Annotated in this window: 19 protein-coding genes; 13 read left to right on the top strand and 6 right to left on the bottom strand. The window is 73.9% G+C overall.

Features of this window, described 5'->3' with window-relative positions:
- The first annotated feature begins 33 nt into the window (after nucleotides 1–33).
- From JT721_RS08185 to JT721_RS08175, 3 genes are all read left to right on the top strand, one after another.
- Complete coding sequence (locus JT721_RS08185; protein ID WP_205472454.1) at nucleotides 34–546, top strand: 2'-5' RNA ligase family protein; 513 nt, start codon at nucleotides 34–36, stop codon at nucleotides 544–546.
- A gap of 366 nt (nucleotides 547–912) precedes the next feature.
- Complete coding sequence (locus JT721_RS08180; RefSeq protein WP_240340317.1) at nucleotides 913–1788, top strand: glycosyltransferase family 2 protein; 876 nt, start codon at nucleotides 913–915, stop codon at nucleotides 1786–1788.
- Between the two features lie 52 nt (nucleotides 1789–1840).
- On the top strand, nucleotides 1841–3064 hold the full coding sequence (locus JT721_RS08175; RefSeq protein WP_205472453.1) for a DUF480 domain-containing protein: 1224 nt from the start codon (nucleotides 1841–1843) through the stop codon (nucleotides 3062–3064).
- 53 nt (nucleotides 3065–3117) lie between these two features.
- On the opposite strand, the gene JT721_RS08170 is transcribed toward JT721_RS08175, so the two are convergent.
- Both JT721_RS08170 and JT721_RS08165 read right to left on the bottom strand, forming a co-directional pair.
- The gene (locus JT721_RS08170) at nucleotides 3118–3681 is read right to left on the bottom strand and encodes a YdeI family protein (RefSeq protein WP_205472452.1); all 564 of its coding nucleotides are present in this window, start codon (nucleotides 3679–3681) and stop codon (nucleotides 3118–3120) included.
- A complete protein-coding gene (locus JT721_RS08165) occupies nucleotides 3678–4115 on the bottom strand; it encodes a VOC family protein (RefSeq protein ID WP_205472451.1) in 438 nt (145 codons plus the stop codon). Before JT721_RS08165 ends, JT721_RS08170 begins: the two co-directional genes overlap by 4 nt.
- Before the next feature lie 93 nt (nucleotides 4116–4208).
- Here JT721_RS08165 and JT721_RS08160 point away from each other — a divergent pair, with 93 nt between their 5' ends.
- A complete protein-coding gene (locus JT721_RS08160) occupies nucleotides 4209–5165 on the top strand; it encodes a YafY family protein (protein WP_205472450.1) in 957 nt (318 codons plus the stop codon).
- A gap of 19 nt (nucleotides 5166–5184) precedes the next feature.
- Here JT721_RS08160 and JT721_RS08155 read toward each other — a convergent pair whose 3' ends face one another.
- Both JT721_RS08155 and kstD read right to left on the bottom strand, forming a co-directional pair.
- Entirely contained in the window at nucleotides 5185–6063 is an 879-nt protein-coding gene (locus tag JT721_RS08155) for a MaoC/PaaZ C-terminal domain-containing protein (RefSeq protein ID WP_205472449.1), read from the bottom strand.
- 71 nt (nucleotides 6064–6134) lie between these two features.
- Nucleotides 6135–7844, bottom strand: a complete 1710-nt coding sequence (gene kstD, locus JT721_RS08150; protein WP_205472448.1) for a 3-oxosteroid 1-dehydrogenase — start codon at nucleotides 7842–7844, stop codon at nucleotides 6135–6137.
- A 35-nt stretch (nucleotides 7845–7879) separates the two neighbouring features.
- Between kstD and JT721_RS08145 the strand changes: the two genes are divergently transcribed.
- The 9 genes from JT721_RS08145 to JT721_RS08105 all read left to right on the top strand — a co-directional run bounded on the left by JT721_RS08145 (nucleotide 7880) and on the right by JT721_RS08105 (nucleotide 16732).
- The gene (locus JT721_RS08145) at nucleotides 7880–8677 is read left to right on the top strand and encodes a fumarylacetoacetate hydrolase family protein (RefSeq protein WP_307827949.1); all 798 of its coding nucleotides are present in this window, start codon (nucleotides 7880–7882) and stop codon (nucleotides 8675–8677) included.
- Nucleotides 8678–8693: 16 nt separating this feature from the next.
- On the top strand, nucleotides 8694–9620 hold the full coding sequence (locus tag JT721_RS08140; protein WP_205472447.1) for an acetaldehyde dehydrogenase (acetylating): 927 nt from the start codon (nucleotides 8694–8696) through the stop codon (nucleotides 9618–9620).
- Between the two features lies 1 nt (nucleotide 9621).
- Nucleotides 9622–10743, top strand: coding sequence for a 4-hydroxy-2-oxovalerate aldolase (gene dmpG, locus JT721_RS08135; RefSeq protein WP_205472446.1), 1122 nt, complete (start codon nucleotides 9622–9624; stop codon nucleotides 10741–10743).
- An 88-nt stretch (nucleotides 10744–10831) separates the two neighbouring features.
- Nucleotides 10832–11671: an alpha/beta fold hydrolase gene (locus JT721_RS08130; protein ID WP_205472445.1), complete on the top strand. Its 840-nt coding sequence runs from the start codon at nucleotides 10832–10834 to the stop codon at nucleotides 11669–11671.
- A 491-nt stretch (nucleotides 11672–12162) separates the two neighbouring features.
- Nucleotides 12163–13329 (top strand): 3-hydroxy-9,10-secoandrosta-1,3,5(10)-triene-9,17-dione monooxygenase oxygenase subunit, encoded by a 1167-nt coding sequence (gene hsaA, locus JT721_RS08125; protein WP_205472444.1) that lies wholly within the window; start codon nucleotides 12163–12165, stop codon nucleotides 13327–13329.
- A 4-nt stretch (nucleotides 13330–13333) separates the two neighbouring features.
- Nucleotides 13334–14218 carry a 4,5:9,10-diseco-3-hydroxy-5,9,17-trioxoandrosta-1(10),2-diene-4-oate hydrolase gene (gene hsaD / locus JT721_RS08120; RefSeq protein ID WP_205472443.1) on the top strand — a complete coding sequence of 295 codons (885 nt, stop codon included), beginning with the start codon at nucleotides 13334–13336 and terminating at the stop codon, nucleotides 14216–14218.
- 7 nt (nucleotides 14219–14225) lie between these two features.
- Nucleotides 14226–15125, top strand: coding sequence for an iron-dependent extradiol dioxygenase HsaC (gene hsaC, locus JT721_RS08115; protein ID WP_240340315.1), 900 nt, complete (start codon nucleotides 14226–14228; stop codon nucleotides 15123–15125).
- Between the two features lie 18 nt (nucleotides 15126–15143).
- Nucleotides 15144–15776, top strand: a complete 633-nt coding sequence (locus tag JT721_RS08110; protein ID WP_240340314.1) for a flavin reductase family protein — start codon at nucleotides 15144–15146, stop codon at nucleotides 15774–15776.
- A 65-nt stretch (nucleotides 15777–15841) separates the two neighbouring features.
- Nucleotides 15842–16732 carry a siderophore-interacting protein gene (locus JT721_RS08105; protein WP_205472442.1) on the top strand — a complete coding sequence of 297 codons (891 nt, stop codon included), beginning with the start codon at nucleotides 15842–15844 and terminating at the stop codon, nucleotides 16730–16732.
- Here JT721_RS08105 and JT721_RS08100 read toward each other — a convergent pair.
- Nucleotides 16713–17123, bottom strand: a complete 411-nt coding sequence (locus JT721_RS08100) for a hypothetical protein (protein ID WP_205472441.1) — start codon at nucleotides 17121–17123, stop codon at nucleotides 16713–16715. The genes JT721_RS08105 and JT721_RS08100 overlap by 20 nt on opposite strands.
- Nucleotides 17124–17207: 84 nt before the next feature.
- Nucleotides 17208–19064, bottom strand: coding sequence for a Na+/H+ antiporter NhaA (nhaA, locus tag JT721_RS08095; protein WP_205472440.1), 1857 nt, complete (start codon nucleotides 19062–19064; stop codon nucleotides 17208–17210).
- Nucleotides 19065–19110: the final 46 nt, after the last annotated feature.

Genomic DNA, 19110 nt, shown 5'->3' with positions numbered 1-19110 from the left:
GCCCGGCGGGTGTCGTGTGGCACGGTGGCCGGCGTGGTCCGCCTGCACGCCCTCGAGCTCACCCCGGACGACGCGGGGCAGACGGCCGTGCGCGCCGACTGGCAGGCGCTGCGCGACGCCGGGCTGCCCTCGCAGCTGGACCACCGGGGCACCACCAACGAGCCGCACGTGACGCTGGTCGCCACCGAGGAGCCGGTCACGCCGACGGTCCGCGAGCTGGCCGCTGCGCTGACCCGGCCGCTGCTGCCGGTGCCGGCCCAGGTGGCCGGGTTGGTGGTCTTCGGTGGCCCGCGGGTGACGCTCGCCTGGGCGCTGGAGGTGCCCGACGAGGTGACCGGCCTCGCGTTGCGGCTTCGGGCGGAGACCCGGGGTCACCGCCACCGCGGCTGGCTGCCCCACCTGACCCTGGCCCGTCGCCTGCCGCGCGAGCAGCTGGAGGCGGCGGTGCGGGTGCTCGACCACGGCCGGCGCGCGGTGTCGCTGGCCAGGCTGCGGCTCTGGGACCCGGACGCCGCGACGATCACCACCCTGGTCGCCGGGCCGTAGTCGGTCGTGGTCGCCGGGCCCTGGTCGGAGCGGGGTGGTCCAGACCGCGGGCGCCGCGGTGTGGGCCGGGACACGCGGCAGGTGCACCGCTCGGTAACCGGGCGGTAACAAGACGTCCATGGGGTGCACAACTCGGTCACGCAAACCCCGGGGGGTGTCAGGCGGCCGAGCTGCGGCACCCGCTCTGACCTGCGACGATGCCGTCCGTGTTACCCGGCGGTTGCCGTGTCGCGGCGGGTCGCGCCGCCGCTCGCGGGTGCCTAGGGTTCCTCGTGTCGGACCGGCCATGGGGGGTCGGCGGACGACCGGCCGAGGGGCCCGGTCGGCCGAGGACACGGACACGTGCACACAGGGGACACACCGCAGATGAGCATCTTCACCGCCGAGCAGGCCGCCCGACGCAACACCGCCGCACCGCGGATCAGCGTCGTCGTGCCGGCGCTCAACGAGGCCCGGAACCTCGAGATCGTGCTGCCCGACCTGGTGGCCACCGTCGACTGCCACGAGGTGATCCTGGTCGACGGCGGCTCGGTCGACGACACCGTCGAGGTGGCGCGTCGCGCCGTACCCGGCCTCAAGGTCGTCCGCCAGGTCCGCAAGGGCAAGGGCAACGCGCTGGCCGCCGGCTTCGCTGCCGTGACCGGCGACGTCGTGGTGATGTTCGACGCCGACGTCTCCGCCGACCCGGCCGAGATCGACCGCTTCGTCGCGGCCCTGGTCGCCGGCGCCGACGTCGCCAAGGGGTCGCGCTTCTGCGAGGGCGGCGGCTCCGCCGACATCACCCCGGTCCGCTCGCTGGGCAACTGGGGCCTCAACCAGGTGTTCAACCTCTCCTTCCGCACCCGCTACAGCGACCTATGCTACGGCTACAACGCCTTCTGGGCTGACATGATCCCGGTGCTCGACCTGCCCGACCACCGTCTGGTGCACCCCCGGGGCGAGATGTTCTGGGGCGACGGCTTCGAGATCGAGACCGTCATCGCCTGTCGCTTCGCCGCCGCCGAGGCCACGATCTCCGAGGTCCCGAGCGTCGAGCGCCTGCGGGTGCACGGCGAGTCGAACCTGCACGCCGTCCGCGACGGCCTCCGGGTGCTGCGCACGCTGCTCACCGAGTGGCGCCGGGCCCGGGTCGCCCGCCGGCTCGACAAGGCGCTCGCCGTCACCGCCGAGCCGACCGCCGAGCCGACCACCCCGGCGGCAGACCCGGTGGCCAACCCGCAGCGCACCCGCCTCGCCGCCTGAGCCGCCCTGCCCGGCCTGCCCGGCCTGCCGGCGGTGTCCTAGCCTCGGGGGCGTGCCTGACCTCCCGGTGCTGGACGCCACTGAGCAGCGGGTCCTGGGGAGCCTCCTCGAGAAGGAGGTCACCGTCCCCGCGACCTACCCGATGACCGTCAACGCCGTGCGCTCGGCCTGCAACCAGGCCAGCAGCCGCGACCCGGTGGTCGACTACGACGAGCGCACCGTGCACGAGACGCTGCGCGCGCTCAAGGCCAAGGACCTGGTCGCGGTGACCTGGCAGGACTCCGGTCGCCGGACCATGAAGTACGTCCAGAGCCTGGTGCCGCGACTGGGTCTCGGGCCCGACCAGCGGGCGCTGCTCACCGTGCTGCTCCTGCGTGGGCCCCAACCGCCCGGCGCGCTGCGCAGCCGTACCGAGCGGCTGCACCCGTTCGCCGACCGGGGCGAGGTCGAGGCGTGCCTGACCGCGATGGCCGCCCTGGAGCCGCCCCTGGTGCGCGAGCTGCCGCGAGGGCCGCGCGAGCAGGACAGCCGCTGGGTCCACCTGCTCGGGCCGGTCGAGGGCTCGGGGCCGGCCGGTGCGGCGCCCGAGGCGGCCGCGGTCGACCGCGACGTGGTGCTGGCCGGCGGGGCCGAGGCCCGCGACGCGCGGGTGCGCTCGTCGTACGACACGGTCGCGGCGACGTACGCCGACCGCCTCGGCGACGAGCTGCTGCGCGACCTGCCGTTCGAGACCTGGCTGCTCGACCGGGTGGCCGCCGAGGCGGCCGGCGGGCCGGTGGTCGAGGTGGGCTGCGGGCCCGGCCACGTCACCGACCACCTGCGCCGGGCGGGGGCGGACGCCACCGGGCTCGACCTCTCGCCGGAGATGGTCGCCCAGGCACGGCAGCGCCACCCCGAGGGCCGCTACGAGGTCGGCGACCTGCGGCGGCTGATGCGCCCGGCCACCGCCGAGGGCTGGTCGGCCGTGCTGGCGTGGTACTCCCTGATCCACCTCGCCGGTTCCGAGCTGCCCGACGCGGTCGCGGCGCTGGTGCGCCCGATCGTGCCCGGCGGCCTGCTCGTGGTCGCCCTGCACGCGGGCGGCGAGGTGCGCCACCACGACGAGTGGTGGGACCTGCCCGTCGACCTCGACTTCGTGCTGCACGAGCGGGCCGACGTCGTCGCCCTGCTGGAGTCGGCCGGTCTGGTCGACCTCGAGTGGTACCACCGCGGCGCCCGCCCCGACCGCGGCGAGACCACCGACCGGATCTACGTGCTGGGCCGCAAGCCGCGGTAGTCCGTGACGTTCGGGCCCCTGATCGGGCCGCGGAGGGGCCGAAACGTCACGGACTACCGGGCCGCGTCGGTCAGCCGGGTCACCGCGCGGGTGACGGCACGGGCGCGGGCCGCCTCGCCGACGGCGCGGAGCACGGGGAGGGCGACGGCGTAGCGCTCCGAGCGCCCGAGCGCGTCGTACGCCGTGCGGGCGGCGGGGCTGGCGTCGAGGGCGGCGGCCAGGTCGGGCGGCGTGGTGGCCGTGGCCTGCCGCTCGTACGCCGCCGCCCAGCGTCCGTCGGCCTGGGCCCGCTCGACCTCGGCGAGCCCGGCGGGTCGCAGCCGGCCGGCCGCGACCAGGGCCTCGACCTTCTCGACGTTGACCTGCGACCAGGTGCTCCGCGGTCGCCGGGGGCAGTAGCGCTGGAGGTAGGACACCTCGTCGAGCGCCCGGCGCTGCCCGTCGATCCAGCCGAAGCACAGTGCGCCGTCGAGCGCGTCGGAGATGGAGAGCGAGACGTGCCCGCGGCCGCGCTTGGCGATCCGCAGCCACGCCTCGGGGCGCTCGGCGTGGTGGCGCTCGAGCCACGCCTCCCAGGCCGTCGCGTCGGGCAGGTCGAGCACCTCCGGGGTCGTCATCGCGCCCCCTCGTAGCGCCCGACCGCCTCGATCACCTGGACGTAGTGGGGGTTCGCCATCACGCCGAGCACGTTGCCCCACGGGTCGACGACCGAGGCGGTCACGAAGCCGGTGTCACCGCGCGGGGTCACCGGCTCGTGGAGCGTCGCGCCCAGCGCCAGCAGCCGGTCGACCGTGCCGGCGAGGTCGTCGACGTGCCAGTAGACCAGGGGACCGCCGGTGCCCGGCGATGCGCCGGCCGGCCGGAACCGGGCGTCGACGATGCCGAGCTCGGCCTCCAGGTCGCCGACGCGGAACTCGACGTACGCCGGACGCCCGTCGGGCCCCGGGCGCTGGAAGTACGGCGCGACGCCGAGCAGCTCGGCGTACCAGTCGACGGCGGCCGGGACGTCGTCTGCCCAGTGGTTGAGGGTGGCGAAGCCGCGCAGGGTCATCAGGGTGCCTCTCGTGTGGTGGGGATGGTGTGCTCCGCACGCTAGGGGTGCTTGCGGAACGTGCGGTTCCGCAATCGGTGGCAGGATCGGCATGTGCTCGACACCTCCGTACGGCTGCTGCGCCTGCTGTCGCTGCTCCAGACCCGGCGCGACTGGGCCGGGGCCGAGCTGGCAGAGCGCCTGGGCGTGACCACCCGCACGGTGCGCAACGACGTGGAGCGGCTGCGCCTGCTGGGCTACGAGGTGCGCTCGGCGCGCGGTGTCGCCGGCGGCTACCGGCTCGCCCCGGGCGCGGCGGTGCCGCCGCTGCTGCTCGACGACGAGGAGGCCGTCGCCGTCGGCGTGGGGCTGGCCGCCGCGGCCGCGGGGTCGGTGGCGGGGCTGGAGGAGACCTCCGTGCGGGCGCTGGCCAAGCTGCGCCAGCTGCTGCCCGCCCGGCTGCGCCACCGGGTCGACACCGTCGCCGCCGCCACGGTCTCGGCGACCGGGGCCGGTCCGAGCGTCGACGTCGACGTGCTCGCCGCGGCGGCGGGCGCCGTCCGCGACCACGAGTGCCTGCGCTTCGCCTACGCCACCCGCGACGGCGACCCGTCTCGGCGGCTGGTGGAGCCGCACCGGCTGGTCTACACGGGGCGGCGCTGGTACCTGCTCGGCTGGGACCGCGACCGCGACGACTGGCGCACCTTCCGCCTCGACCGGGTGCGGCCGAGCCTGCCGACCGGCCCGAGGTTCGCGCCCCGCGAGCTGCCGGAGGACGCCGCGACCCGGGTGGTGCGCGGCGTCGGGCAGACCCAGTGGCGCCACCACGCCAGCGTGCGCCTGCTGGCGCCGCTCGACGTGGTGGGGGAGCGGGTGCCGCCCGAGGCCGGGCTGCTCACCGGGCTCGACGACGGCAGCTGCCGGCTCGAGACCGGCAGCGACTCCCTCGACGACCTCGTCGGCTGGCTGACCCGACTCGACCTCGACCTGGTGGTCGAGGACCCCCCGGAGCTCCGCGACCGGCTCCGGGTGCTGGCGGCGCGCTACGCCGCCGCCGCGGGGTCGCCCTGACCGGCCCCGGTCCGCCGGGTCAGGCCAGGTCGAGCACCACGTCGGACAGCACGGGGGAGCCGTCGCGCCCGCCACCGGCGATGGTGGCGGCCGCGACCACCCGACCGTCCTCGAGCCACCCGCGCACCGCGATGGTCTCGCCCGGGAACACCACGCCGGAGAACCGGCCGCCGAAGCCCGCGATCCGGGTCGCGTCACCGGCCAGCAACCCGTCGGTCAGCTCGCGGAGCACGACGCCGTAGGAGCACAGGCCGTGCAGGATCGGGGCCGGGAAACCGGCGCCGGCGGCGAACGCCGGGTCGGCGTGCAGCGGGTTGCGGTCGCCGCAGAGCCGGTACAGCAGCGCCTGCTGCGGGGTCACGGCGTACGACGCCTCCAGGTCGGGCGCCCGGTCGGGCAGCACGACCGGCTCGGAGCCGCCGCGCTCACCGCCCCAGCCGCCCTCGCCGCGCACGAAGATCGAGGACCGCACCCGCCACAGCTCGCGCCCGGAGGCGTCGGTGGCGACGCCCTCCTGCCAGATCACCGCCGCCTTGCCCTTGTCCCACACGTCGGTGAGCGTGGTGGCCAGGGTGGCGGTGCCCGACGTCGGCAGCGGCCCGGCCACCCGGATCGACTGGGAGCCGTGCACGACCTGGGCCAGGTCGATGTCGCAGCCGGGCAGGTCCAGCGGCGGCGGGTCGGTCTCGTGGAAGGTCGGCACCACGACTCCGAACGACGGCAGCACCTGGAGGTCGGGCCCGTCGAGGGTGTAGCGCAGCGCCGCGGGGGAGGTGTGGTCGCCGGGGCGGGAGCCGGCACCGATGCCCAGGTGGTAGAGCAGCACGTCGCTCTCGGTCCACGAGAACTCGCGGGTGCCGACGTGGGCACCGATGGCCACGGACGGGTCGATGGGCAACGTGGGGCTCCTTCGGAGGGGCGGGGCTCGGACGCTCGGATCGGACGCCCGGATCGGACGCGGGCGGCGGCTCAGGCCGGGGCCCGGTCCTCGGCACGGTCCTCGGCGAGGTCCTCGGCGGCGAGGTAGCCGAACACGATCGCGGGGCCGATGGTCGCGCCGGGGCCGGCGTAGGTGTGACCCATCACCGCCGACGACACGTTGCCGGCGGCGTAGAGGCCGGGGATGACCGACCCGTCGGGACGCACCACCCGGGCCCGCTCGTCGGTGACCAGGCCGCCCTTGGTGCCGAGGTCGCCGGGGACGATCTTGACGGCGTAGAACGGACCCTTGTCGATGGTGTGCAGCGACGGGTTCGGCTTGACCGTGGGGTCGGAGTAGTACTTGTCGTAGGCGCTCTCGCCGCGGTGGAAGTCCTCGTCGGTGCCGGTGCGGGCGAAGCCGTTGAACCGCTCGACCGTCTCGGTCAGCGCCTCCGGCGGCACCCCGATCTCCTCGGCCAGCCCGGCCAGGGTCGAGGCTCTGCGGATGGTGCCGTGCTTGTACCAGCGGCCCGGGAACGGCTGGCGCGGGAACAGGCCCGCGAAGAGGTAGCGGTCGCGGTAGCGCTGGTCGATGATCATCCAGCTCGGCACGTGGCCGACACCGGTGGCCTCGCCCTTGTACATCTCGTGCACCGCCTCGACGTAGGGCAGCGCCTCGTTCATGTAGCGGCGGCCGGCCTGGTTGACGATGATCGAGCCCGGCAGGTTGCGCTCGGCCAGGCAGAACCAGGGGCCGCTCGGCAGCGGGATCGTCGGCCCCCACCAGGAGTCGTCGAGCAGGTCGGTCTGGGCGCCCGCGGCGATCCCGGCCAGGATGCCGCCGCCGGTGTTGAACTGCGAGCCGGTCGTCCACTCCACCGACGTCGGCTGGGGCTGGTACTTCTCGCGCATCTCGAGGTTGCGCTCGAAGCCGCCGCTGCCGAGCACCACGCCGCGCCGGGCGCGCACGGTCGACTCCACCCCGTCGTGCAGCACCCGCACCCCGGTCACCCGACCGTCCTCGAGCAGCAGCCCGGTCAGCTCGGTGTCGTAGTGCAGCGGAACGCCGGCGTCGATCATCCCCTTGCGCAGCCCGATCGCGATGGCGTTGCCCATTGCGAACATCCGCCGCCGACGCAGGCCGGCCCAGATCCGCCGCAGCAGCACCCGCACCATCGTCACCGGGCCGCGCAGGGTGCGCAGGCCGAGGCTGATCTTCCGGAAGTCGGCCTGGGTCACGATCATGTTCGCCGGCGCCTTGGTGTACTGCGGGTGCAGCCGGTCGAGCTCGGCGCCCAGGAAGCTGGCGTCGAGGGGCACCGGCTCGCACGAGCGGCCGGCAGCGCGGCCGCCGGGCGCCTCGGGGTGGTAGTCGGCGTACTGCGGCACCCAGGTGAACCGCAGCGGCGTGTGGTCGCGCACGAACTCCAGCGCCTCGGGGCCGCGGTCGACGTAGGTGTCGCGGCGGACCTTGGGCACGTCGTCGCCCACGATCGAGTCGAGGTAGCGCTTGCTCTCCTCGGGGTCGTCGGCCTGGCCGGCCTCGACCAGCGCGTAGTTGCCCGGGATCCAGACGCCGCCGCCGCTGCGTGCGGTCGAGCCGCCGAAGTAGCCGCTCTTCTCGAGCAGCACGGTCTCCAGGCCGCGGGCGTCGGCGGCCAGGGCGGCGCTCATCCCGGCGGCGCCGGCGCCCACCACGACCACGTCGACCTCGGCCGGCAGCGCCGCCGGGGCAGCCGCTCCTGCATGACCCGTCATGGCGCGAAACTGTAACAGGTTCTAGTATCGGTGACGTGACCTCGGATGACGCCGTCGCGGCCGCCGTCGCGCGCCTGGCCGACGCGCTGGAGACGCGGGTGCCCTGCCCGCCCGTGCGCGACCTGATCGGCACCGACGACCTAGCCGCGGCGTACGCCGTGCAGCAGGGGCTGGTGCAGGCCCGGCTGGCCGCCGGAGCGAGCGTGGTGGGGCGCAAGATCGGTGCGACGTCGGTGGCGGTGCAGCAGCAGCTGGGCGTCGACCAGCCCGACTTCGGCTACCTGCTCGACGAGATGGACGTCAGCCGCGACGACCCGGTGTCGATGGTCCGCCTGGTGCAGCCGCGGGTCGAGGCCGAGGTCGCCTTCGTGCTGGCCTCCGACGTCGACCCCGGCGACGAGGCTGACATCACCCTGGCCGCGGTCCGCGACGCCGTCGAGGTCGCGCTGCCGGCCCTGGAGATCGTCGACTCCCGCATCGCCGACTGGGACATCGGCTTCACCGACACCGTGGCCGACAACGCCTCCAGCGGGCTCTACGTCGTCGGCAGCGACGCGCGCTCCCTCGACGAGGTGGAGCCGCGCGAGGTGGCGATGTCGCTGCGGATCAACGGCGAGGAGCGCTCCAGCGGCACCGGCGCCGCGTGCCTGGGCGACCCGCTCGAGGCGCTGCGCTGGCTGGCCGTGCAGGCGCACCGCTTCGGCGACCCGCTGCGCGCTGGGCACCTCGTGCTGTCCGGGGCCCTGGGCCCGTTCGTGCCGTTCGGCGCCGGCGACGTCGTAGAGGCCTCCATCAGCGGGTTCGACACCCTGACCGCCCGATTCGTGGACTGAAGCCCGAGGAGCAGAGATGGCAAGGAAGACCGCCGCGATCGTCGGTCCCGGCAACATCGGGACCGACCTCATGTACAAGCTGCTGCGCTCGGCCGAGAACGGCGGGAGCATCGAGCCGCGCTGGATGATCGGGGTCGACCCCTCGTCGGAGGGGCTGCGGCTGGCCACCGAGCGGGGCCTGGTGGCCTCCCACGAGGGGGTCGACTGGCTGCTGAAGCAGGACGAGCTGCCCGACCTGATCTTCGAGGCGACCTCGGCCTACGTGCACCGCGAGTACGCGCCCCGCTACGAGGAGGCCGGCATCCGCGCGGTCGACCTCACCCCGGCCTCGGTCGGGCCGGCCGTGATCCCGCCGGTCAACGGCGAGGAGCACGTCGGCGCGATGAACGTCAACATGATCACCTGCGGCGGGCAGGCCACCATCCCGATGGTCGCGGCGGTGTCGCGGGCCGCGCAGCCCTACGGCGGCGTGTCGTACGCCGAGATCGTGGCGTCGGTCTCGTCGGTCTCGGCCGGCCCCGGCACCCGCGCCAACATCGACGAGTTCACGCGCACCACCGCCGCGGGCGTCGAGACCATCGGCGGGGCCGCGCACGGCAAGGCGATCATCATCCTCAACCCCGCCGAGCCGCCGATGATCATGCGCGACACGATCTTCTGCGCCGTGCCCCCCGACGCCGACACCGATGCGATCGTGGCGTCGGTGCTGGAGATGGAGCGGGCGGTCCAGGAGTACGTGCCGGGCTACCGGCTGCTGCAGGAGCCGCAGGTCGACGAGCCGTCGGCGGCCACCCGGGGCCAGACCAAGGTCTCGATCTTCGTCGAGGTCGAGGGCGCGGGCGACTACCTGCCGCCCTACTCCGGGAACCTCGACATCATGACCGCCGCCGCCGCCCGGGTCGGCGAGAACATTGCTCGATCGATGGCAAGCGAGGGCCGCTGACATGACCGATCCCAACGCACTCGAGCGCACCTGGTCCGGCACCCACGGCGAGGAGCCGTGGGGTCGGCTCGACCTCCGCCTCACCGACACCTGCCTGCGAGACGGGTCGCACCACAAGCGGCACCAGTTCACCGCCCAGGAGGTGCACGACATCGTCGAGGCCCTCGACGCGTCCGGCATCCCGGTCATCGAGGTCACCCACGGCGACGGGCTGGGCGGGTCGTCGTTCAACTACGGCTTCTCGCGCACGCCCGAGCAGGAGCTGATCCGGATCGCTGCCGAGACCGCCAAGCGGGCCCGGATCGCGTTCCTCATGCTCCCGGGCGTCGGCACCAAGGACGACATCCGCGCGGCCCAGGACAACGGCGGCCAGATCTGCCGGATCGCGACCCACTGCACCGAGGCCGACGTGTCGATCCAGCACTTCGGCCTGGCCCGCGAGCTGGGGTTGGAGACCGTCGGGTTCCTGATGATGAGCCACACCCAGCCGCCCGAGGTGCTGGCCAAGCAGGCCCGGATCATGGTCGACGCCGGCTGCCAGTGCGTCTACGTCGTCGACTCGGCCGGGGCGCTGATCATGGAGCAGACCGCCGACCGGGTCTCCGCGGTGGTGGCCGAGATCGGCGCCCAGGCCGACGTCGGCTTCCACGGCCACGAGAACCTCGGTCTCGGCGTCGCCAACACCGTCATCGCCGCCCGCGCGGGCGCGACCCAGATCGACGGCTCGGTGCGACGCTTCGGGGCCGGCGCCGGCAACACGCCGCTGGAGGCGTTCATCGGTGTCTGCGACAAGCTCGGCTGGACCACCGGCGTCGACTTCCTCCAGGTCGTCGACGCCTCCGAGGACGTGATCCGGCCCGCGATGCCCGAGGAGTGCCGGCTCGACCGGATGACGCTGATGATGGGCTACGCCGGGGTCTACTCCTCCTTCCTCAAGCACGCCGGCAACGCGGCGGAGCGCTACGGCGTCTCCGGCGCCAAGATCCTGCTCGAGGCGGGCCGGCGCAAGCTGATCGGTGGCCAGGAGGACCAGCTGATCGACATCGCGCTGAGGCTGCGCCGGGAGGCCGACGGCGCCGAGCCCGCCGCCGCGGGCCGGGACGAGGTCGCGCGGGTGGGCTGAACCGCGCTAGCGTGACACCGTGTCACAGACAACTCGGTCACAGACAACTCGGTCGCAGGCGATTCGCCGGCGCCGGCCCTGGCTCCGGATGCCCGAGCCCACGCCGTCGGTGCACACCGGCGCCGGGGAGCCGGTGCTGCTGATCCACCCGTTCATGCTGAGCCACGAGGTCTGGTCGGACGTGGTGCCGACCCTGGCCCGCGACCACGAGGTGGTCGCGGCGACCCTGCCCGGCCACTGGGGCGGTCCGCGGCTGCCCTGGCGGGAGGTCGGCCTGGACGCGTTCGTCGACGGCGTCGAGGCGCTGCTCGACGACCTCGGCTGGGAGACCTGCCACGTCGCCGGCAACTCGATCGGCGGCTGGGTCGCCCTCGAGCTCGCCCGCCGCGGCCGGGCGCGCAGCGTCACCGCGATCGCCCCGGCCGGCGGCTGGCGGCGGTTCTCGGTGACCCAGCAGCTGGTGGGGCTGAAGTTCCTCGCCCTCGCGCCGCTCGCCCTGCTGGGACGGCTGCTCGGCGACCTCGCCCGACGGCCGCGCTGGCTGGTCCGCCTCGGCCTGCGGGTCGTCAGCGTCGACCCCGACCGGGTGCCGCAGCACCAGCGCGACGCGTTCGTCCGAGCGGCCACCCACTGCTCGGCGTTCCTGCCGTACCTCTGGTCCGACCTGCGCCGCGGCGGGCTCCTCGACCTCACCGAGGTCGACGCCCCGGTGCGGCTGGTGATCTGCGAGGACGACTGGCTGCTGCCCCCGGCGCGCCACGTCGCGCCGTTCACCGACCAGCTGCCCGACGTCGACGTGGTGCGGCTGCGGGGCGTGGGCCACGTGCCGATGTACGACGACCCCGGCCGGATCGCGGAGCTGATCGCCGAGCAGGTGCGCGAGGCCGCCATCCGGGCCGGGGGCGATCGGGACCAGCGCGCTGGCTGACGGTGGCCCCGGCCGGGCGGCGGTGGGCAGGCCCCGGTTTTGGCGGGGCGGACGGGGGCTGGCTCACCGCTGCCTGGGTGCCGGCGGGGCGGCGGTGAGCAGGCCCCGGTTCTGGCGGGGCGGATGGGGGCTGGCTCACCGCTGCCTGGGGTGCCGGCGGGGCGGCGGTGAGCAGGCCCCGGTCCGGGCTCGCTGAACGGCGGCTGGCTCATCGCTGCCTGGGGTGGCGGCGGGGCGGCGGTGAGCTGGCCCCGGTCCGGGCTCGCTGAACGGCGGCTGGCTCACCGCTGCCTGGGGTGGCGGCGGGGCGGCGGCGAGCTGGCCCCGGTTCGGGCCGGCCGAACGGCGGCTGGCTCACCGCCGCCGGGAGACCTACCGCCGCCGGGAGACCCGCCACGCCTCACACCGGCGACACCCGACGCCCAGCACTCGCGCAAAACGAGAACGTGTTCTAGTCTTGCCCGGTACAGGTTCCGAATAGGAGTGCTCCCATGTCCCAGGCTGTTCTCGACGGGGTCCGCGACCTGCTTCCGACGTTCCGGGAGCGCGCCGACGAGGCCGAACGACTCCGGGTGGTGCCCGAGGCGTCCATCAAGGAGCTGGAGGAGACCGGGTTCTTCCGGCTGCTGCAGCCCCGGCGGTTCGACGGCTTCGAGGCCGACCCGGTGACGTTCTACACCGCCGTCCGCGACATCGCCTCGGCCTGCGGCTCGACCGGCTGGGTCTCCAGCGTGGTCGGGGTGCACCCCTGGCAGGTCGCGCTCTTCGCCGACGAGGCGCAGCAGGCGGTCTGGGGCGAGGACACCACCACCCGGCTCAGCTCCTCCTACGCGCCCACCGGCAAGGCGACCGTGGCCGACGGCGGCTACGTGCTGTCGGGCAAGTGGAGCTTCTCCTCCGGCTGCGACCACTGCCAGTGGGTGCTGCTGGGCGGCCTGGTGTTCAACGACGAGGGGCAGGTCGTCGACTTCAAGACCTTCATGGTGCCCCGCGAGAAGTACACGATCGTCGACGTCTGGCACATGGTCGGCCTCGCCGGCACCGGCTCCAACGACATCGTGGTCGAGGACGTGTTCATCCCCGAGGCGTTCACGCTGAGCATGGGCCAGACCGGCCAGTGCAAGGGACCGGGCCAGGAGCAGAACACCTCCGACCTCTACAAGCTGCCGTTCCACTCGATCTTCACCGGCACCATCACCACCCCGATCATCGGGATGGCCGTGGGCGCCTACACCGAGCACGTCGAGATGCAGCAGAAGCGCACCCGGGCCGCCTACCTCGGCGAGAAGGCCTCGCTCGACCCGTTCGCGGCCGTGCGGATCGCCAGGGCGTCCTCGGAGATCGACGCCGCCTGGGCGCTGCTGGTCAACAACATCCGCGAGGAGATGGCCCACGTCGAGCGCGGCGAGCAGATCCCGCTCGGGCTGCGGCTGAAGGTGCGCCGCGACCAGGTGCTCGGCAGCCAGCGCGCCATCGACGCCATCGACGCGCTCTTCGAGGCCTCGGGCGGCCGGGCGCTCACCAACGGCACCCACCTCCAGCGCGCCTGGCGCGACGCCCACGCCGGCCGGGTGCACGCCGCCAACGACCCCGAGCGCGCGCTGCAGATGTTCGGTGCCCACGAGTTCGGCCACAAGATCGACCCGGGGATGTACTGAGCCGATGACGGACTACTCCCAGGAGTCCACCCGCCGGTCCGCCAAGGCCCGCGACATCACCCTCAACTACTACGAGGCCGGCTCGGTCACCGAGGTCGGCGGCGGGCTGCCGTTCGTGCTGCTCCACGGCGGCGGCCCCGGCGCCTCGGCGTGGAGCAACTTCGGCCCGGCGCTGCCGCGGTTCGCGGCGTCGTTCCGCACCCTGCTGGTCGACCAGCCCGGCTTCGGCGGCTCCGACAAGCCGCCGGTGGTCGGCAACTACTACCGCCACGCCGCCGACCACGTGGTCGCGCTGCTCGACGAGCTCGGCATCGACCGGGTGCACCTGCTCGGCAACAGCCTGGGCGGCGGTACGGCGATGCGCCTGGCGCTCGAGCACCCCGACCGGGTCGGGCGCCTGGTGCTGATGGGGCCGGGCGGCCTCTCGCTGAATCTCTTCCACGCCGACCCCACCGAGGGCGTGCAGCGGCTGATGGCGTTCGGCGCCGACCCGACCCGCGAGTCGCTGCGCGCGTTCATCTCGACCATGGTCGTCGACCAGTCGCTGGTGACCGACGAGCTGGTCGAGCAGCGGTTCGCCGACGCCACGGCGCCCGGAGCCCAGGAGGCGATGCGCTCGATGGGCATGTCGTTCTGGAACCCCGAGACCGCCGAGGACGGCATGCTCTGGCGCGAGGCGCACCGGCTGCGCAAGCACACCCTGCTGACCTGGGGTCGCGAGGACCGTGTGAACCCGCTCGACGGCGCGTTCGCCGCGCTCAAGCTGATCCCGAAGGCCTCCCTGCACGTCTTCCCCAACTGTGGGCACTGGGCACAGATCGAGGCGGCGGACGAGTTCGCCGAGGTCGCGACCGCGTTCCTGGCCCGCCACGTCGAACGAGCGAAGTGAGGCGACGATGACGATCGACGTCAAGTCCATGGGCTACGTCCGGGTGGCCTCGACCGACCTGGAGCAGTGGCGCACGTTCGCCGGCAAGGTGCTGGGGCTCGCCGAGGGCCGCGGCCCCGACCCCACCCACCAGTACTGGCGCATCGACGAGGTGTCGGCCCGGCTCGTGGTCTTCCCCTCCGACGTCGACCAGCTCGCGGCCACCGGCTGGGAGCTCGCCGACCACCAGGCGCTGCAGGACGCCCGCGAGCACCTCGAGAAGGCCGGCGTGCCCTACGAGGAGGGCACCCGCGAGGAGCTCGACGAGCGCCGGGTCCAGGAGCTGGTGCGGTTCAGCGACCCGTGGGACAACGTCTTCGAGCTCTTCCACGGCATCACCTACGAGTCGCGGCCGGTCGTCACGCCGTACGCCGCCCGGTTCGTCACCGGCGACCAGGGCATGGGCCACATCGTGCTGCCGGTGCTCGACGACGTGGAGGCGCTGCGGTTCTACACCGACGTGCTGGGGTTCCGGCTGCGCGACTCGATGAGCATGCCGGGGGAGTTCGTCGGCAAGGAGCCCGGCTCGAAGGTCTGGCTGCGCTTCCTCGGCGTCAACCCGCGCCACCACTCGCTGGCGTTCCTGCCGATGCCCAACCCCAGCAAGTGCGTGCACATCATGCTCGAGGTCGACAGCCTCGACCACGTCGGCCGCGCGCTGGAGCGGGTGCGCAAGCACGGCGCGCCGCTGTCGGCCACCCTGGGCCGGCACATGAACGACGAGATGGTCAGCTTCTACGTCCGGTCGCCGGGCGGCTTCGACGTCGAGTTCGGCACCGACGGCCTCCAGGTCGACGACGCCCGCTGGGTGGCCCGCGAGTCGACCGCGGTCTCGTACTGGGGCCACGACTTCGGCGGCGGGCAGTAGGGGCCTACCGTGGTGCGCATGGACTCGGACGCCGCCGTCCCGGAGGGGATGCGCCCCGATGCGCGCGAGACCTGGCCCAGCCACGACCTCATCGAGTCGTGGCTCGGCGACTCGATGTACGACTTCCAGCTGCGTCCCGGTGAGGACGTCTCGCTCGACCACGACGACGCGGAGGCGGTCGAGGCGGCGCGCCGGTTCCGCGACGTGCTGGGCCGCTACGGCTCCGGCGTCACCGTGGTCACCGCGCTGAGCGGCGGCGAGCCGGTGGGGATGACCTGCCAGTCGTTCTCGAGCGTCTCGCTGAACCCGCCGCTCGTGCTGTTCATCCCGGCCCGCACCTCGCGGGCGTGGCCGATGATCCAGCGCTCCGGCAAGTTCTGCGTCAACTTCCTGGCCAGCGGCCAGGAGGACCTCTCCAACACCATGGCCAGCAAGGGCATCGACAAGTTCGCCGACGTGTCGTGGCGACCTGCCCCGGCGACCGGGTCGCCCCTGCTCGAGGGCACCGTGGGCTTCGTCGACTGCCGGATCCACGCCGTCCACGAGGCCGGCGACCACTACGTCGTCATCGGGCAGGTGCTCGACCTGGCCGTGGGCGAGGCCGAGAAGCCGCTGCTCTACTACACCGGGCGCTACCACACCACGGACTGACCCGGCACCGGTCGTCGCCGCCCCAGAAGGTAAGGTCACCCTAACCACCAGCGAAGGGTCTCCTCGTGCGCCAGCTACCCATGCGCGTGCACCGCGCCGTCGTGCAGTCCGTCACCGACCTCGTGCCGGGGCTGCGCCGGCTGGTGCTCGGCGGCGACGGGCTCGCCGACTTCGAGACCACGGGGGTCGGCGACGAGTACCTCCGGCTGCTGCTACCCGACCCCGGTGAGGCCGAGCCGCGGCTGCCCGTGGCCACCGAGACCTGGCTCGACTGGCCCGAGGGGGTCGAGCCCTGCGCGCTGCGCACCTACACCGTGCGCGACTGGGACGTCGACCGGCGGCTGCTGACCATCGACGTGGTGCTCCACGCCGGCGGCGTGGCCGCGGAGTGGGCTCGCCAGGTCGCGCCTGGCCAGGTGTGCGGCGTCAACACCCCGTCCGGGATGTACGACGCCCCCGACGACCTCGAGTGGCAGGTGCTGGTCACCGACCTCACCGGGCTGCCCGCGGCCACCCGGATCCTCCGCCAGGCCGACCCCCGGGTCCGGTCGCGGCTGGTCGTAGAGGTGCCGGGGGTGGCGCAGCGGTTCAGCGACGAGATCCCGGCGCACGTCGACGTCGAGTGGATCACCGGCGGCAACGGCGTGGGGCCGAGCCGGATCGAGCAGGTGGTCCGCGGGCTGGAGTGGCCCGACGGAATCGGCTACCTGTGGGTGGTGGGGGAGTCACGGGTGCTGCGCGGCGTCCGCAAGCACGTGCGCCACGAGCTGGGGCGGCCCGCGTCGGCGTACAAGGTGGTGGCGTACTGGACCGAGAAGGTCGAGGAGTGGAACGCCCGCTGGGAGGCGCTGCCCGAGGCCACCCGCACCGAGCTGGAGCAGCTCTGGGAGCTCGACCTCCCCGAGGAGGAGATCGAGGACGCCTACTACGCCCGGCTCACCGAGCTCGGCCTGTGACCCGGCCGCCGGCCGCGCTCGCGCACAGCCCCGCCGCCGCGACGTAGAGCACGGCGAACCCGCCGTTGACCCAGAGCAGGTCGAGCACCGAGGCGTCGCTGCGACCGGGCACCACCGCGACCAGCGCGACCGCGGTCACGACCAGCTGGGTGGCGGCCATCGCCAGCAGCGCGGCCGCGGTGCCCGTCGGGCGCAGCCGCGCCAGTGCGACGCCCGCGACGCCGACCACCGGGACGGCGGCCCACAGCAGGTCGCTGCGCCCGCCGTCGCCGACCATGCCGACCGCGCCCACCGACAGCACGAGGAGCAGGGTGGTGGTCAGGCCGAGCAGGCAGCCGAGGGTGTGCCGCAGCGGACGGGGCGAGGTGGCGGGGAGCGGGGTGGAGGTCATGCCCCGACGGTAGGGGCTGGTCCCGGCGGGACGGGTGGAGGAGATGTGGAGGTGTGGTGGAGGTCGGCGCCGGGTGGTCGTGGATCAGCGGCGCGTTCGCGAGCGCTCCAGCGCCTCGATGAGCGAGCGGGCGTCGTAGGGGCCCTCGTGGCGGCGGTCGCCGACGAAGAACGTCGGGGTGCCGCGCACGCCGCTGGCCTCGGCGCTGGTGACGTCGCGACGCAGCCGGGCGGCCAGCGCCTCGTCGTCGAGGTCGACCTCGAAGGTGCCGAGGTCGAGGCCCAGCTCGGCGGCGTGCCCGACCAGCTCGTCGCGGGTGAGCCGGTCCTGGCGCTCGAAGAGCAGGTCGTGCATCTCCCAGAACCGTCCCTGCCGGGCCGCGGCCTCGGCCGCGATGCCGGCGAGCTCGGCGTGCGGGTGGACGTCGAGGGGCAGGTGGCGGGCGACGTAGCGCAGCCGGTCGCCGAAGTGCTCGCGCACCTCGCGGGCGGCGCCGGTGGCCCGGGCGCAGAACTCGCACTCGTAGTCGAGGTACTCCACCAGCGTCAGCGGCGCCCCCACCGGTCCCTTGACGTGGTCGAGGTCGGGGTCGACCGGGTCGCTGAGCACGGTGGGCAGCGCGGCGTCGCGCTGCCCGAGCATGGTCGCGGCCCAGCGGAACAGCAGCCAGCCGGTGGCGCTGGCGAGCACGGTGGAGAGCAGGATGCCGACGGTGGCCCGGTCGCGCAGCACGGGATCGTCGAAGGCGAGCCCGGCGATCAGCAGCGACACCGTGAACCCGATGCCGGAGAGCGCGGCTCCGGCCAGCACGTGCCCGCCGCCGACCCCCTGCGGTGGGCGGCCCCAGCCGAGCCGCACGGCGAGGAGCGCCCCGCTGCCGATCCCCACCAGCTTGCCGAGCACCAGGCCGAGGGCGATGCCCCAGGTGAGCGAGGAGGTGAGGGCGTCGCCGAGCACGCCGTCTCGCAGGTCGACCCCGGCGTTGGCGAGCGCGAAGACCGGCACGACCACGTAGCTGGTCCAGCCGTGCAGCACCTCCTGCAGCCGCTCGTTGACCGAGATCGCCCGGTTGAGGCCCTGGCGCGCGGAGCGCTGCACGTCGGGCAGCGGCGACTGCCGGAAGGCGCGGAACTGCGAGGCGGCCGACTCCACCAGCTCGCGGCGCGGCGCCGCCGCCGGCACCAGCAGGCCGGCCAGCATGCCCGCGATCGAGGCGTGGATGCCCGACTCCAGCGTCGCCAGCCACATCACCACCACGACCGCGACGTACGGCGACGCGCGCCACTCGCCGACGCGGGCGAGCGCCACCAGGGCGACCAGCCCGGCCGCGGCGACCGCGAGCGGCACCAGCCGCACCTCGTCGGAGTAGACGACGCCGATCACGCTGACCGCGACGACGTCGTCGATCACGGTGAGGGTGAGCAGGAAGATCCGCAGCTGGGTCGAGACCGCCGGCCCGACCAGCGCCAGCACCCCGAGCAGGAACGCGGTGTCGGTGCCGATGACGATGCCCCAGCCGCCGAGCGCGTCGGCGTCGCGGTTGATCGCGAGGTAGACGAGCGCGGGCACCACCATGCCGCCGACCCCCGCGACGAGGGGCACCACCACGCGGCGCCGGTCGGTGAGCTCGCCCAGCGAGAGCTCGCGGCGCACCTCCAGCCCGATGACGAAGAAGAAGAGCACCATGAGGCCGTCGTTGACCCAGTGGTGCAGGTCCATGGTGATGCCGTGGCCGCCGACCGTCAGCGACACCGTGCTGTGCAGCAGCGACTCGTAGGCGTCGGACCACGGCGAGTTGGCCCACAGCAGCGCCACCAGCGAGGCGACGACGAGGATGCCGGCGCTGCCGGACTCGGTGTGGATGAAGTGGCGCAGCGGCGAGGCGACCTGGTGGTCGAACTCGGAGCCGGTGTCGCTGCACTCGGTCCGCTGCTCAGCCACGGCACCAGTGTAGGAAGCCGAGGTGGGCCCGGCCTCGGGTGTCCGG

Origin of the sequence: Nocardioides sp. SYSU D00038 (genome assembly GCF_016924665.1) — a bacterium.
Lineage (GTDB): Bacteria > Actinomycetota > Actinomycetes > Propionibacteriales > Nocardioidaceae > Nocardioides.
The sequence above is the reverse complement of the archived record's forward strand: the minus strand, read 5'-3'. Positions and strand labels throughout refer to the sequence as shown.